The organism is Bradyrhizobium oropedii, from assembly GCF_020889685.1.
Taxonomy (GTDB): Bacteria; Pseudomonadota; Alphaproteobacteria; order Rhizobiales; family Xanthobacteraceae; genus Bradyrhizobium; species Bradyrhizobium oropedii.
In genome coordinates, this window is the sequence record NZ_JACMYO010000200.1 from 1 (window position 1) to 15,105 (window position 15,105).

The 15,105-nt window shown below is 65.3% G+C and carries 13 protein-coding genes and 2 pseudogenes; 6 read left to right on the forward strand and 9 right to left on the reverse strand.

Going from position 1 to position 15,105, the window contains the following annotated elements; genetic code table 11:
• The 5 genes from H8A95_RS35875 to H8A95_RS35895 all read left to right on the forward strand — a co-directional run.
• Positions 1-341 (forward strand): gamma-glutamyltransferase (locus tag H8A95_RS35875; protein WP_229187422.1); only part of this gene is annotated, 341 nt, incomplete at its 5' end.
• A 45-nt stretch (positions 342-386) separates the two neighbouring features.
• A complete protein-coding gene (locus H8A95_RS35880) occupies positions 387-1,241 on the forward strand; it encodes an enoyl-CoA hydratase-related protein (RefSeq protein ID WP_229187423.1) in 855 nt (284 codons plus the stop codon).
• Positions 1,242-1,504: 263 nt separating this feature from the next.
• A complete protein-coding gene (locus H8A95_RS35885; protein ID WP_229187424.1) occupies positions 1,505-1,819 on the forward strand; it encodes an NIPSNAP family protein in 315 nt (104 codons plus the stop codon).
• 42 nt (positions 1,820-1,861) lie between these two features.
• Complete coding sequence (locus H8A95_RS35890) at positions 1,862-2,263, forward strand: PaaI family thioesterase (protein WP_229187425.1); 402 nt, start codon at positions 1,862-1,864, stop codon at positions 2,261-2,263.
• A 4-nt stretch (positions 2,264-2,267) separates the two neighbouring features.
• The gene (locus H8A95_RS35895; protein WP_229187426.1) at positions 2,268-3,257 is read left to right on the forward strand and encodes an alpha/beta hydrolase family protein; all 990 of its coding nucleotides are present in this window, start codon (positions 2,268-2,270) and stop codon (positions 3,255-3,257) included.
• A gap of 127 nt (positions 3,258-3,384) precedes the next feature.
• On the opposite strand, the gene H8A95_RS35900 is transcribed toward H8A95_RS35895, so the two are convergent.
• The 7 genes and pseudogenes from H8A95_RS35900 to H8A95_RS35930 all read right to left on the reverse strand — a co-directional run bounded on the left by H8A95_RS35900 (position 3,385) and on the right by H8A95_RS35930 (position 11,584).
• Positions 3,385-4,080, reverse strand: coding sequence for a class I SAM-dependent methyltransferase (locus H8A95_RS35900; protein ID WP_229187427.1), 696 nt, complete (start codon positions 4,078-4,080; stop codon positions 3,385-3,387).
• Positions 4,081-4,098: 18 nt separating this feature from the next.
• Positions 4,099-4,596 carry a hypothetical protein gene (locus tag H8A95_RS35905; RefSeq protein ID WP_229187428.1) on the reverse strand — a complete coding sequence of 166 codons (498 nt, stop codon included), beginning with the start codon at positions 4,594-4,596 and terminating at the stop codon, positions 4,099-4,101.
• 48 nt (positions 4,597-4,644) lie between these two features.
• On the reverse strand, positions 4,645-7,875 hold the full coding sequence (locus H8A95_RS35910) for an adenylate/guanylate cyclase domain-containing protein (RefSeq protein ID WP_229187429.1): 3,231 nt from the start codon (positions 7,873-7,875) through the stop codon (positions 4,645-4,647).
• Positions 7,876-7,955: 80 nt separating this feature from the next.
• Positions 7,956-9,247, reverse strand: a pseudogene (locus H8A95_RS35915) (NAD(P)/FAD-dependent oxidoreductase).
• Between the two features lie 13 nt (positions 9,248-9,260).
• Entirely contained in the window at positions 9,261-9,992 is a 732-nt protein-coding gene (locus H8A95_RS35920) for an amino acid ABC transporter ATP-binding protein (protein ID WP_021081852.1), read from the reverse strand.
• Positions 9,989-10,642 carry an amino acid ABC transporter permease gene (locus tag H8A95_RS35925; RefSeq protein ID WP_229187430.1) on the reverse strand — a complete coding sequence of 218 codons (654 nt, stop codon included), beginning with the start codon at positions 10,640-10,642 and terminating at the stop codon, positions 9,989-9,991. Before H8A95_RS35925 ends, H8A95_RS35920 begins: the two co-directional genes overlap by 4 nt.
• A gap of 174 nt (positions 10,643-10,816) precedes the next feature.
• Positions 10,817-11,584 (reverse strand): ABC transporter substrate-binding protein, encoded by a 768-nt coding sequence (locus tag H8A95_RS35930; protein ID WP_229187431.1) that lies wholly within the window; start codon positions 11,582-11,584, stop codon positions 10,817-10,819.
• A 182-nt stretch (positions 11,585-11,766) separates the two neighbouring features.
• Here H8A95_RS35930 and H8A95_RS35935 point away from each other — a divergent pair, with 182 nt between their 5' ends.
• Positions 11,767-12,426, forward strand: coding sequence for a cupin domain-containing protein (locus tag H8A95_RS35935; protein ID WP_229187432.1), 660 nt, complete (start codon positions 11,767-11,769; stop codon positions 12,424-12,426).
• Positions 12,427-12,673: 247 nt separating this feature from the next.
• On the opposite strand, the gene H8A95_RS35940 is transcribed toward H8A95_RS35935, so the two are convergent.
• Complete coding sequence (locus tag H8A95_RS35940) at positions 12,674-14,944, reverse strand: xanthine dehydrogenase family protein molybdopterin-binding subunit (protein WP_229187433.1); 2,271 nt, start codon at positions 14,942-14,944, stop codon at positions 12,674-12,676.
• A gap of 3 nt (positions 14,945-14,947) precedes the next feature.
• Positions 14,948-15,105, reverse strand: a pseudogene (locus tag H8A95_RS35945) (FAD binding domain-containing protein); the annotation flags it as partial.

The window sequence follows — 15,105 nt, forward strand, 5'->3', positions numbered from 1 at the left end:
CCGACGGCCGCCGTCTTGCCGCCGGCGCATCCGGCGGCCGCCGTATCCTGCCCGCGGTATCGCAGCTGCTCTCCTTCGTGATGGATTTCGGCATGGATCTCGATGCCGCGATCCATCAGCCGCGCATCGACGCCAGCGAAGGCGCCGTCGTGATCGGCGATGTCCGCCTGCCACGAGCCGTGCGTGACGCGCTGCGCGGCAGCTTCGACTATGAGGAGGCACGCATCCAGACCCAGCCGAAGAAGTTCGCCTGCCCCAGCATCGTGCTGCGCGATGGCACAACGAACAGCGGTGCCACCGAGCCGTTCCATCCGTGGGCCGATGCAATCGCGGAGGGGTGAAACGATCACAGCGCGCATAACAACAACAATCTCGGGGAGGCCGTCATGAACTACGAACAGATCACGTGCGACATCGACGGCTCCCTGATGATCGTCACGCTCAATCGCCCGGACAAGCTCAATGCCTACACCGGGACCATGGGCGCCGAGATCGCCGACGCATTCCACCGCGCCGATCGGGATGACGGCGTCCGCGCGATCATCGTCACCGGCGCAGGCCGTGCGTTCTGTGCCGGCGCCGACGTCTCCGGCGGCGCCAAGAGCTTCGACACCTCCGGCAGCCACGGCGCAGGCGTGTTCGCAAGCGCCGGGCAGCGCAGCGGCCGCTTCGTCGAGGCGATCTTCAACTGCCGAAAGCCTTCGATCGCCGCGATCAACGGCGGTGCGGTCGGCGTCGGCATCACGATGACGCTGCCGATGGATATCCGCATCGCGGCTCGCGGCGCCAAGATCGGCTTCATCTTCGCGCGCCGCGGGCTGGTGCCGGAGGCCGGCAGTGCGTGGTTCTTGCCAAAACTCGTCGGCCTGCCACAGTCGCTGCGCTGGTGCCTCTCCGGCCGCACTTTCGATGCGGACGAGGCGCTGCAAGGCGGCCTCGTCAGCGAGGTGGTCGAGCCGGACGCCGTGCTCGAGCGGGCGCGGCAGATCGCTCACGAGATGACGGCGGAGACCTCGGCCGTGTCGGTCGCATTGACCCGCCAGATGCTCTGGCGCTTCGCCGGGGCACCTGACCCATTCGAATTGCTCGCGATCGACAAGCCGATGTCGGTCGAGCGCGGCGGCCATGCCGACGTACGCGAGGGCGTGCAGTCCTTCATCGAGAAGCGGAAGCCGGCCTTTCCGGGAAAGGTCTCCCAGGACATGCCGAGCCAATATCCGTGGTGGCCGTCCCCGGAGTGAAGCGTGATCGCGGCGTGCAGACCGCGGTGCCTCAAGCCGATGTCGCGCCTCACCCTCCATCGTCGTCCCTACGAAAGCAGGGACCCATACCCCGCGGCAGATGTTGCGAAGGGGATTCGTTGTTCCAACATCGCGTGACAATCAGTATTTGTGGTTATGGGTCCCTGCTTTCGCAGGGACGACGATGAGGATGGTTGTCGATTCAACCCGCCGCTGCGCTATAGTGAGAAACCTCGGTCAACGATGAATTGGAGCGCCGCGGAATGATCACCTGTTACCTGCGTTATGAGGTCAGACTGGGTAAGCTCGCCGAGTTCGAAGCTTACGCTGCAATGTGGCTCGACCTGCTGCCGCGGTTCGGCGGCATCCATCACGGCTACTTCCTGCCGTCCGAAGGCGCGAGTGACGTCGCGTTGGCGATGTTCAGCATTCCCAGCCTCGCCGCCTACGAGCAATATCGAGAGGATTCCGCAGCCGATCCGGACGTTCAGAAAGCAATAGCCTTCGCAAAGGAGACGGGCTGCTTCACGCGGTATGATCAGTCGTTTTTCCGACCAATGTTTCCGAAGGCGGCTTGAAGTCCGAGAACGGCTGGCACATTTGGCCGAGCAACAAGCGCGGTGACCGAATTGAGTGAAGCAAGTGCAGACGTACCGCCCGGCGCGCAGCTCCTTGGGCGAGAGTGGTTGGGCTTCGACGGCGAGATCACCTCGATCCGTTTCGAGGCGAAGCCCTTATTCACCAACCGGCATGGCACGATCCAGGGCGGCTTCCTCGCCGCAATGCTGGATTCGGCCACGGGCCTCGGTGCGCTTGCAGCACTTCCCGCAACACGGACGGTGGTGACCAAAGCTCTTGCCACGCGATTTCTCAAGCCGGCGCGCGTTGGTCCGATCACGGCCAAGGCGAAGATCATCTCGCAGACCGGGCGCGACATGATCGTCGAGGCCGAGCTGATCGATGCGGAGAACGTGACGGTCGCCACCGCCACGGCCGAGTTGCGAATTCTCGACAAGCGATAGCCCTATGCGTTGGTCTCCCTTCCTGTTGTCCGCTCTGTTGTCGCTCGGGCTTTCGGCTGCGCAGGCGGCCGGACTGCGGGCTTTCGACGTTCCCGCGAGCACTGACGGCCCCGCGATCCGAGGGGTGGTCTGGCATCCCTGCGCCGAGGCTCCGCACGAGATCGATGCCCGCGGCGGCAGAACGTTCTTCGGCGTGAACGACTGCCCGTTCGCAGGAAACAAGCTGCCGCTGATCGTGATCTCGCATGGCAGGCGCGGGTGGCTCGGCGGTCATCATGACACCGCCGCGGCGTTGGCGGACGCCGGCTTCATGGTTCTGACGATCAATCACCCGACCGATACCGAACGCGACACCAGCGGCACCGACAGTCTTGCCGTCACGGTAGAGCGGCCCGCCGACATCAAGCGCGCGATCGACTACGCGCTTCAAGGCTGGCCTGATGCTGCTTACATCGACGCCGGACGCATCGGTCTCTACGGTTTTTCCTGGGGCGGTTATACGGGCCTCGCGGCGGTGGGCGGTGAGCCCGATCTCCGCAAGGGCCTGCCGAACTGCCAGACATCGGCCTTGCGAGCCTGCAAGGAACTCGAAGGCGGAGAAAAGCCGAGCGGACCGGTCGTTCACGATCCGAGGATCAAGGCTGCGATCGTCGTCGATCCCTATCCTGTGTTGTTCTTTGCGGCCGAGAATCTGAAAGCCGTGACGATCCCGATCCAACTGTGGAGCTCGGACCCCGCGCAGAACGGTGACGGTCTCTCCGGGTGCTGTGCTGCCGCCATCAACGACAGGCTTCCATCCAAACCGGACTTTCACCTGGTGAAGGATGCGAAGCACTTCTCTTTCCTCGCGACATGCACGCCGGAGGAGACGGCGAAGATGGCCGGCATCTGCACCGACGCGCCGGGCTTCGACCGCCTCGCCTTTCATCGGCGCTTCCACGCCGAAGCCATTGCGTTCTTCAGGACGCATCTGGGCGAAGCCTGGACGCGATGAACACCGCTACACCTGAGCCGGTCCCGCATCCCCTCCGGTCAATACGGCGGCTGTGATGCGACCTGGCGGAATGTCTGCAGATCGAGGAGGATCGGCCTGCTTGCGGCCGGGCGTGGGCGCCGCTCGATCAGCAATCGTTGCAGCGCGCCAGCAGGGTGACTTCGTTCATTCCGTAGCCGTCGATCGTCTCGACCGTGCAGCCGAGCTCGCGCTCGCAATAGTGGATCCACGGCTCGGGGCTGGTGCAGTAGAGCTGCACCGGCGCTGCATCGGCGGCCGCGGTGCCGTCCGCCCCGCCGGTGACGAAGTTGACGCTGAAGCCGCGCAGGCTGGCGCGGCGCAGGTCGGCCAGCATCTCGGCGACAAACCCCTCCCAGGATGCGCGGGAGCCGCCGACATTGACATTCATGATGCCGCTCGCGACCGAGTAGGTCGCGCGGCGCGGACTGGTTTTGCCGACCTTGAAACGTCGTCCCGGCGCCGAGAAGCGGCGGCGCGCGCGGCTGACCATGGCGAGCGACAGATCGATCCCCAGATAGTCGATCGCCGCGTGCGGGTGACGCCTTGCGAGATAGCCGCACAGCGCGCCGTATCCGCAGCCGATATCGTTCAGGCTGAACGGCGCGGAAAAGTCGCAGAGCTTCAGCAGCTGGACGAAGCGGAGGTCCTGGGTGGCCTGACAGGACCAGTCCACCCCGCGCGGGGTGGCGCCGTATTTGGCGACCCGCGCGCTGTAGTAGGATTCGACATTGGCATACAGGTCGGAGAACCGCGCCCGGTCGCCTTCGGCGCCGGGGCACGCGGTCTCCGCTGCGATGCTCATGCCCTGCTCATTTCATGGTCACTTCTTGGCCTTCTTGGCCCGTCGCTGCTTGGCTGCCGCCGCAAGCTCCTTGCGCGCGACCAGGCTCGGCTTGGTCGGGATCGACAGAACCCGATACGATTGGGTCGAGTAGATCAGCGGCGTGCTGCCATCGGCTGCAAACGTCACCTGCGGATTTTCCTTCATCGCGTGAGCCGTGACGAGCACCGGCAGATACGGGCTCTGCGTAAGCGCCTGCCGGAACGCCTGGACCACCCGCTTATAGCCGCTCACATTGGGCTGATCGGAAGGATAGTCCTTCAGCGTGCCGAGGAAGGTGTACCAGCGCTGGCGCTCGGCCCGGTCGGCCGGCTCGATCCCGATCAGCCTGAATGACTGCTCGAGGGGATGATTGGGAGAGAAGATGTCGAACTCCTTTTGCAGCTCGACCATCTCCATGATCCCGCCGGGACCAAACCGCTTGTTCAGCAGATCCAGGACATCGCGCGTCGTATCGTCTTGAATCATCCGTCCCATCAAAACCCCCTCAGTACCTTGTTTCCAGAAATGAAAATATCGTCGCGACTAGCGACGTCGCTCAAGATGCAATCGAAGCTGATCGAGTTGTGGCGTGAAGTAGACTGCCCCGGAGACATCGAGCAGATTCTGAGCGCAGCCGACAATCTCGTCAAGCTCATCATGTGACGTGCTGCCCAAAGCGCAAATGATCAAGCCGCGCAGGACCGTCGCGTGGAGTTCGGCGATGCGATCGGTCCTCCGCCGCGCGACGGTCAGCGCCTCGTCCACCGCTTGCAGCGCCGCATGATGGTCGGCGGACCGATAGAGCGCTTCGGCCAGATCCGCCAGCATGCGGGCCTCGAATTCCAGGCCGGCTCGCGCAGAGCGCGCAAAGTCGATCGCCTCCCGAAGCTGGGCAGCGGCAACCTTGAAGTCGCCTGCGGCGCCGCTGGCGAGGCCGGCGCTGGCGACAGCGGCGACCCGCAGATAGGGCGTTCCCGACTGCTCGGCCAACTCGGCGATCCTCGCCGCATGCGGCTTTGCGAGCTCCGGCCGGCCGCGGCTCCAGCCCATCTCCACCATTGCGAAATGCGGAATGAACTGCACGACAGCCGCGAAGCGTTCCGGCTCGGCCCGCAACACCTCGGCGATCCGCTGTTCGGCCTCGTCAAATCGGCCCAGGCGCACCAGTATTCTGGTGCCAAGGCAGTTGATCCAGTGCTCGACGTCGAAGCCGAGAATCTGGTTCGGGTTGAGGCCGAGTGTGACGTTGTTGTGAAAGCCGCCCTGCTCCGCGATAGCGGCAACCGCCACCTGCCCGGCGTCCAGCGCCTCGGAAAGACGGCCCGACAGGAAGAACGCCTGGCTCAGCATGGCATTGACCGTCGCAAATCGTCCGACGTCCCCGGTGCCGGAGGTGAGCTTCACGGCGTCCTGCACGAGATTGACGTAATCGTCGGCTGCCGCGGTCGCGGCCAGGATCCGGCCGTAGGCGCCGAGCAGGATCGGCTCGTGCACCGGGTCCGCCGCGCGTGCGTATTTGATCGCCTCTTCGGCGTAGGGCTTGACCTCGTCGGCGGACATCCCCTCACGCCAACCGAAGTTGAGGATCTGGCCGCTCGACATCGCCCGCAGCCGGTCGACATATTCGGACGAAGGCAGCTCCTGCAGCAAGGCGCGAACCTTTTTCCAGCTCTTCATCGCCTCGGCGGAGTTGGTCTTGCCGATCCAGCGCGCCGCACGCTGCAAATGCGTGACCGCCTCCAAAGGCTGACCCGCGGCTTCGTAGTGATAGGCGAGCAGCCCGGCAAACTCGTCGAGCTTGCCCCAGTCGAAGCTCTCGATGGCCTTGGCGACGGTCGCATGCAGCGTGGTCAACCGCGACCGCAACTGGGTCGCGTAGGCCACTTCCTGGATCAACGGATGCCGAAACGCCAGCAATCCCTTGTCGTAGGGCGGCAGGTCGTACAGCAGCTCGGCCTGCCGGAGCTGCGCGATGGCGTTCAGCAGATCATCGTTCGGCAGCGCCGCGACCGGACGCAGCACCGACATCGCGACGAGCCGGCCGATGACGGCCGCGGTTTCGAGCACCTGCTTGGCGACCTCCTCGAGATGATCGATGCGGGCGGCCACGACGGCCTGCACCGTCGCGGGCAGCGGCACCGCATCGACGCCATGCTTGAGCCGGTAGTTGCCGCGCTCGCCTTCCACATTGCCGCGCTCCACGACGGAGTTGGCAAGCTCCTCGATGAAGAACGGATTGCCCTGCGCGCGTTCGATGACATTGCTGCTCAGCGAGGCCAGCGAGGGATGCTTGCCGAAATGCTCGCGGAGCAGCTCGTTCGAATCGGACCACGGCAGCGGCGGCAGCGCGATCTGACGGTAGTGCGAACGCTGCATGAAAGCGGCGGTGAAACCCGGCCTGAAATTGACCAGCAGCAAGGTCGCGGTGCCGACGATCGCATCGACCAGCGTCTCGACGAACTCCTCGCTCGCGGCGTCGATCCAGTGCAAATCCTCGATCAGAACGACCGTTGGCGTGTCACCGGACCGCGCGCGCACCAGCGTTCGAACGAGATCGAGCAGCTGGAGCCTCAGCGCGCGCGGATCGAGCTTCGGGGCCGGATGCTCCGGATCGGCGAGCCCGAGAAACTCGAGCAGCACCAGCAGCTCCTGATCCGATGAGGACATCTGGGCGAAGCGGTCGATGACGCGACGCCTGGAGGTCTCGACCGGCTCCTTGACGCGGATGCCGAAGATGTCGCGCAACAGCTCGAGCACGGGCTGAAACGGTGTTGCGCGCCCATGCGCCAGCACGCGGGCCTCGTAGACGCGTATTCCCTTGCGGCGGCAGTTTTCGGCGAACTCGAAGCAAAGCCGGCTCTTGCCGATGCCGGCGTCGCCGACCAAGCCGACAACCCGGCCGTCGCCGCCAACCGCGCGCGACAGCTCATGGTCGAGCGCCGCCATCTGCTCGGTCCGGTTGACCATCGAGGTCAGGCGCCGGCCGCTGCGGAAGACGTCGCTCGCGGGCGCGCTCAGCAGCCCCGTCAGCCTGAACACCTCCACCGGCGCGGAGATGCCGCGAATGGTCTGCATGCCGAGCGGCAGGACCTCGACGAACTGCCTGGCGCCGAGATAGGTGTCGCGCGTGATGAGGATCGCTCCCTCATCTGCCATCTGCTCCATCCGGTTGGCGATATGGACGTTGGCGCCGGCGGCGTCGTAGGTCTGATAGATGGTGTTTTCCACCGTCTGAACGACGACTTCACCGGTGTGCAGCCCGACCCGGATCTGCATGCCGGGATCGGCAAGCCTCGCAACCGAATCCTGCATGGCGAGAGCGGCGAGACAGCCGCGGACCGCGTGGTCCTCGTGCGGGCGCGGCGGTGCGCCGAACAGCGCCATCACACCGTCGCCCTGGATCTTGTTGACGATGCCGTCGTAGCGGTGGACGGCCTCCTTCATCAGGTCGAGCACCGGTTCCAGGCGCCGCATCCCGAGTTCGGGATCGCCGAGGCTGTCGATCAGATTGGTCGAGTTGCGGATATCCGCAAACAGCAAGGTGAGGTTCTTGCGTTCGCCGCCCTTGGTGCTGAGCGACCGGAGCATCCGCTGCGAGGGCGCATCGGGACGGGTGGCTGCCGCGGCAAGCGCGGTCCCGCAACGGCCGCAGAAACGGCTGGAGGGCCCGTTCACATGGTGACAGGAATCACATTTGAGGCCTAACGGCGCACCGCAATCTTCACAATAATCGTTGCCAGCCCGGTTCGCATGACCGCATCGCTCGCACTGCATGAACAGCCTTTCAATGAAGACTGCGAATATATCCGACGCGTCAGATTAGCCCAGCACATTCTACAATTGTATAAACTGCTTCACACACCGAGCCGGTCCCGCACCCGGCCGGTCAGCACGGCCGTGGTGACGCCGACCCGCCAGAAGGCGTGCATCGGGATCGGCTTGATGCCGGTCACGGGCATGTCGATCTCGGCCTCGGGACCGCCGACCAGGCGGCGGGCCAGTTGCGCGCCCATCGCGGTCGAGAGCGCGACACCGCGGCCGTTGCAACCCAGCGATATCAGCAGATTCTCAGCCGGCGCATGGACATGCGGGTAGTGATCGGCGGTGATGGCGAGACGGCTGTTCCAGCCATGGGTCCAGCTGACGCCTTTAAGCTGCGGCCACAGCCGCTCGGCGTAGCGGATCAGATAGGAGATGTCGGACGGGCCCTTGATCCAGCGCATCGGGCCGCGGCCGCCCATCAAGAGGCGGTTGTGCTGGTCGATGCGGTAATAGACCGTGATGTGACCGCTCTCGTACAGCACCGGGCGGCTCGGCATGATCGTGCGGGCCACCTCGTCGGGCAGCGGCGCGGTCGCCGCGATCGACGAGAACACCGGCACGATGGTCCGGCGAAGCGCCGGCCACAGATCGTCGGTAAAGCCGTTGGTCGCAAGCAGCACCTGGTCGGCATGCACGATTGCCCGCGGGTCTCGACCCGCCAGCGGCCGCCGTCACGGCGGAGCCGCAGCGCCGGCGTCTCGCCATGGACGGCAACGCCCGCCCCGATCGCGGCGCGCGCCAGCCCGCGGGCATAGCTCAGCGGATGCAGGTCGCCGCCGCGGGCATCGAGCATGGCGCAGAGGTAACGGTCGCTGCCGGTCATCTCGCGCATCTCGGCGGCGTTGAGCAGTTTCACTGGCATGCCGCGCCGGATGCACTGCTTCGCCGTGGTCTCGATCGCTGCAGCACTCGCCTCATTGTAGGCAGCGCGCAGCGTGCCGTTCTGCCGCGCCTCGCAGGGGATCTGGTAGCGGCGGATCAGGTCGTGCGTGAAGTCGGTGGTGCCGTAGGAGAACTCGATCATGCGGCGGCCGAGGTCGGCGCCGAAATCCTTCTCGATCTGGTCGGGGTCGTGCTTCAGCCCGGGATTGGTCTGCCCGCCATTGTTGCCGGACGCTCCCCAACCCGGCTCCTGCGCTTCGAGCACGGTCGCAGAAACGCCCTGCTCGGCGAGATGCAGCGCGGTCGACAGGCCGGTGAAGCCGCCGCCGATGATCGCGACCGGCGCGCTCCTGTCCGACGTCAGCGGCGGCGTTGGCGTCGCCTCGACCGCGGTATCGGCATAGAGGCTCGGTGGGAGAGGAAGGCGTGTTGGCGCGTTCATAGAAAGTACCGGATCACAGTGGGTGCAGCACCCGGCGCAGAAAATCCTGGGTGCGCGGGTGCTGCGGTTGATTGAGGACGGATTTGGCGGCGCCCTGCTCGACGATGACGCCGCCGTCGATGAACAGCACGCGGTCGGCGACATCGCGGGCAAAGCCCATTTCGTGGGTGACGACCACCATGGTCATGCCGTCGTCGGCGAGCTTGCGCATCACCGAGAGCACGTCGCCGACCAGCTCAGGATCGAGCGCGGAGGTCGGCTCGTCGAACAGGATCGCCTTCGGTTGCATCGCCAGCGCACGCGCGATCGCCACGCGCTGCTGCTGGCCGCCGGAGAGTTTTGGCGGGTGCACTTCGGCCTTGTCGGCGAGCCCGACCTGCGCCAGCAGCGCGCGGCCGCGCGCGATCGCCTGCTCGCGCGGCTCCTTCTTCACATACAGCGGGCCCTCGATGACGTTCTCGAGCGCTGTGCGATGCGGAAACAGATTGAAGCGCTGGAACACCATCGAGACCTGGGTGCGGATCGCAACGATCGAGCGGTCATTGCTGTCGACGCGCGCGCCCTCGACGCTGATCTCGCCGCGATCGTAGCTCTCGAGCCCGTTGATGCAGCGCAGGATGGTCGACTTGCCCGAACCGGACGGGCCGATGATGCAGACCACCTCGCTCTTGGCGACGGAGGCGGTGATGCCCTTCAGCACCTCGACCTTGCCGAAACTCTTGTGGACGTCGCGAAGCTCGATCATTTGCGGTTCGCCTTGTTCTCGAAGTGCCGAACCAGCAGGATGAGCGGGATGCTCATGGTGAGGTACATCAGCGCCACCAGGGTGAACACGCTGGTGTTCTTGAAGGTCGAGGAGGCGATCAGCTTGCCTTGCAGCGCCAGCTCGGCGACCGTGATGGTGGAAGCCTGCGAGGAATCCTTCAGCATCATGATCATGATGTTGCCGTAGGGCGGCAGGATGATCCTGACCGCCTGCGGCAGCACCACGCGGCGCATCGTGAGCCACCAGCCCATGCCGATGGTCTGCGCCGCCTCGATCTGGCCCTTGTCGATCGCCTCGATGCCGGCGCGGAAATTTTCCGCCTGGTAGGCCGAATAGGCGATGCCGAGCCCGATGATCGCGGCCTGCAACGCCGACAGCGCGATGCCGAAATCGGGCATGACGAAATAGATGTAGAACAGCAGCACGATGATCGGGATGCCGCGGATCACATTGATCACCGCGGCGCTGAGGCCGACCAGAATGCCGATGCCGGACACCCGCATCAAGGCCCACGCCAGGCCGAGCACGGTCGAGAGCAGGAGCGAGCCGACGGTGACGACGATGGTCAGCCAGACGCCCTGCAGCAGGATCGGCACGAACTCGACGGCGTCATGGAAGAATTTTTGCATCGGCTAAATTTATCCGGTCCCCGTGTGCTCGAATGCCACCACCGTCACCCTGAGGAGCGCGTAGCGCGTCTCGGAGGGTCGACGGCCACCAGCCGGGCCGTGCATCCTTCGAGGCTCGCTCCGCTCGCACCTCAGGATAACGGATCACTGGAGGTGCCAGCGAAGGCGTAGTTGTCAAGACGCGCTGGCCTTCTGGCCCCATTTTTCCAGGATCTTTGCGATCGTGCCGTTGGCCTTCAGCTTCGCCAGCGAGGCGTTGATCTTCGCCAACAGCTCGGTGTCGCTCTTGCGCACACCGATCGCGACCGTGCCGACGGTAACGGGCTTGTAGCCGTCGACCAGCCGCACGTCGGCGAAATTGCCCTGCTGGAGATTATAGGCGAGGATCGGATAGTCGGCGAAGCCGGCCTTGAGGCGACCCGCATTCACGTCGCGCAGGATGTCGGGAATGGTGTCGTAGACCTTGACCTCGTTGAACAGGCCGGTCTTCTTCAACGCATCGACGAATGCAGTGCCGACCTGGGCGCCGACCACGGTGCCCTTCAGATCCTCCTGCGAGACATAGGCCTTGGTGTCGGGCTTCGGCACCACGAGGCCCTCGCCATAGGTATAGACCGGCTCGGAGAAGTCGATCACTTCCTTTCGCGCGGCGGTGGCGAACATCGCGGCGGCGATGATGTCGATCTTGTTTGATGTCAGCGAGGGGATCAGGGCCGAGAACTGCATCGGCTCGATCTGCACTGAGAATCCGGCGTCCTTGCCGATCTCGGTGGCGAGATCGACCATGATGCCCTGGATCGAATTGGTCTTGGTGTCGAGAAAGGTGAAGGGGATGCCGGTCGGCGTCGAGCCGACCTTCAGCACCTGCTGCGCGCCCGACGGCGTGCTCACGGCAAGGGCAAGCACCGCGACCGCGGCCTGAACGAGACGCTGAAACGACATCGCAACACCTCCCGAAGCTGGCCTTGGCACCGCATCGCCCGCTGTGTCAGCGCTTTTGGTTGCGGGCGACGCCGTTCCGGCCTATTTTCACCAATATGAAATTGTGGTCACGAAACCGCGGCCAATGCAAGCGGTTTTCATGCACATGAAGGAAGCGGACTGACGTGAGCGGCGGCAAGAGAATGCGCAAAGGCGCGGCAGCGAAGCCAGCGACAGCACGCCGCGCCGCCAAACGACCGGCCAAAAAACTGGCCAGGAAGCCGGCCGAACCCGCGATGGATCTCACGGTCGGACGCCGCATCCGCGATCTGCGCCGCACCAAGGAGATGTCGCTGGAAACAGTTGCTGCGCACACTGACCTTTCGATCGGCTTCATCAGCCAGATCGAGCGCGGCCTGTCGTCGCCCTCGCTGCGCGTGCTGGCAACGCTGGCCGACGTGCTCGGCGTCGGCATCGCCGCACTGTTCGGCGCGACACCGAAAGACGACAGCGCCGGTGGCGTCGTCACCCGCGAGGTGCAGCGCGCCGAGCTGAAGCTATGGCGCACCGGAATTTCAAAGCAGCTGCTGAGCCCCGCCGGCAGCGAGAGCCGGCTCAACCTGTTCCTGGTGCATCTCGAACCCGGCGGCAACACCGGCGATGAGTTCTATACCCATGACGGCGAAGAGGCCGGCCTCGTGCTTGAAGGCGAGATGATTCTGACGGTGGACACCGAGACCTGGACGCTGAAGCAAGGCGACAGCTTCCGGTTCGCCAGCCGCAGGCCGCATCGCTTCTCCAATCCCGCGCGCGATGCGAACGCCGTGGTGCTGTGGGTGAACTGCGTGACGGCGGCGGGGTGAGGCCCTCCATTCCTCCACCGTAGTCCTGGCGAAAGCCAGGACCCATTACGACAAGGTTATGTTGTAAGCCGCGGCCCCAGCATCGCGCAACAACTCGCACTCGTGGTTATGGGTCCCTGCTTTCGCAGGGACGACGGTGATGGCTGTTTCGCGTGTCGTCATTGCGAGGAGCGGAGCGACGAAGCAATCCATCTCTCAGCAAGTGGAGGTATGGATTGCTTCGCTTCGCTCGCAATGACGGAGAGGGCTAGCCTTCCAACCCCACCACCAACTCCTCGATCTTGATCGGGAAATTCCGCACCCGGATGCCGGTGGCGTGGAAGACGGCGTTGGCGACGGCGCCGGCACTGCCGGTGATGCCGATCTCGCCGACGCCCTTGATGCCGAGCGGATTGACGTGCGGGTCGTGCTCGTCGACCGTGATCACATCCATCGGCGGCACGTCGGCATTCACCGGCACATGGTATTCGGCGAGGTTCGCATTCAGGATGCGCCCCGAACGATGGTCCATCACCGCCTCTTCATGCAGCGCGAAGGAGAGGCCCCAGATCATGCCGCCGCGCAGCTGGCTCTGCACCATCAACGGATTGATGATGCGTCCGGCCGCGAACGCACCGACCAGCCGCGTGGCACGGATCTGGCCGAGTTCCGGATCGACCTTGACCTCGGCAAACACAGCGCCATGCGCGTGCATCGCATATTGCGATTGCGCCGCTGCATCGGCCGCACCGGTGCCGCTGGCGTCGACCTCGGCAACGCCGGCGCGCGCCAGGATCTCGGCATAGCTCTCGCTCCGCACATCGTCATCGCGGCGATGCAGCCGACCGGCCCGCGCCACCACGCCGGCATTGCCGGCGCCGAACAACGGCGAGCGCTGGTCCGAGGTGGCGAGTTCGGCGAGCTTGGCGATCACGGCAGCACCGGCATTGTGGATCGCGGCACCGACGGTTGCGGTATGTCCCGAACCGCCGGCGATGCCGGCATCGGGCAGATCGGAGCTGCCGGAGCGGAACGTCAGCTGATCGAAATCGAGGCCGAGCGAGTCGGCCGAGATCTGCGCCAGCGCGGTCCAGGCGCCCTGCCCCATGTCGTGCGCGCCGGTCTCCATCACGCCTTTGCCGTCGGCACGGATCATCGCGCGCGCATTGCCCTGGAACATGATGGCCGGGAACGTCGCGGTCCCCATGCCCCAACCGACCAGAAAGCCGTTCTCGTCGCGCATCTGCCTCGGCTGCAGCGGACGACCCGCCCAGCCGAAGCGTTCGGCGGCTCTCGCGTAGCACTGGCGCAGCGCCTTGGAGGAAAACGGCTTGCCGGTGGTCGGCTCGACCTCGGCATAATTCTTCAGCCGAAACTCCAGCGGATCGATGCCGCAGGCGAACGCCGCCTCGTCGATCGCGCTTTCCAGCACGATCGATCCGGTGGCCTCGCCCGGCGCGCGCATGAACAGCGGCGTACCGGTGTCGACGCGCACGGCTTCATGCGCGGTGCGGATCGCGGGGCTGGCATAGAGCGTGTGCGAGGCGTCCGCCGCAGGCTCGTAGAAATCGTCGAAGCTCGACGTCGTGACGCGCGCCTCATGGTTGATCACGGCCAGCACGCCGGCGTCGTCGGTGCCGATCCGGATGCGCTGGCGGGTCGGCGGACGATGGCCGACCGGGCCATACATCTGGCTGCGGCGCAGCACCAGCTTGACCGGACGCCCGATCAGCTTGGCTGCCATGATGCCGAGCACCTGCGGCCCGGAAATCAGTCCCTTTGAGCCGAAGCCGCCGCCGAGGAACGGGCTGTTGATGTGGATATTCGCCGGCGGAATGCCGAACAGGCCGGCGACGCGCATCTGTGCGAAGCCCATGCCCTGGCTCGGCGTGTCGATGAAGAGACGGTCGCCGTCCCACACCGCGACGATCGCATGCGGCTCCATCGCGTTGTGATATTGCGCCGGGGTCTCGTAGGTCGCATCGGTCAGCTTCGTGGCCGCGGCCATCCCGGCGTCGATGTCGCCGTGACGGACCTCGGCGGGATTGCCGATGCCGACTACCGGCGGCGCATAGGCCTCGCCGGCGTCGAGGCCGACGCGCGCGATCTCGACCTGGTAGCGCGGCGACAGCAAGGCCGCGCCTTCGGTCGCGGCCTCCAGCGTCTCGGCGATCACGACCGCGATCGCCTGGTTGGCGTAGCGCACCTCGTCGCTCTGCAGGAGCTCCATGCGGAAGGCGAACGGATTGCCCTTGGCGTCGGGATCTTCCGCCAGCTCCGGCTTGTGCGCCGGGGTCATCACGTCGATCACACCGGGATGGCGCTTGGCAGCGGCGACGTCGAGCGATTTGACGCGGCCGCGTGCGATGCAGCTGGTCGCGATCACGGCATAGACCATGCCGGGCGGATGATTGTCGGCGGCATAGCGGGCCTTGCCGGTGACCTTCAGCACGCCGTCGGTGCGGGTCATCGGCTGGCCGATATTCGAGCCATGCCTGATATGGGCGGGGTCTCGGGTCAGACTGAGTTCAACCGTCATGCGTTACGCTCCTGCAACGGATGAGAAGGGAGAGCCGGGCAGCGCGGCAATGCGATCCGGCGTGCCTGCGGCGGCAAGGGTGAGCGCGCGTACGACGATGCGCTGCGCGAGCTCGATCTTGAAGGCGTTGTCGCCGGACGGCTTTGCATCTGACAGCGCGG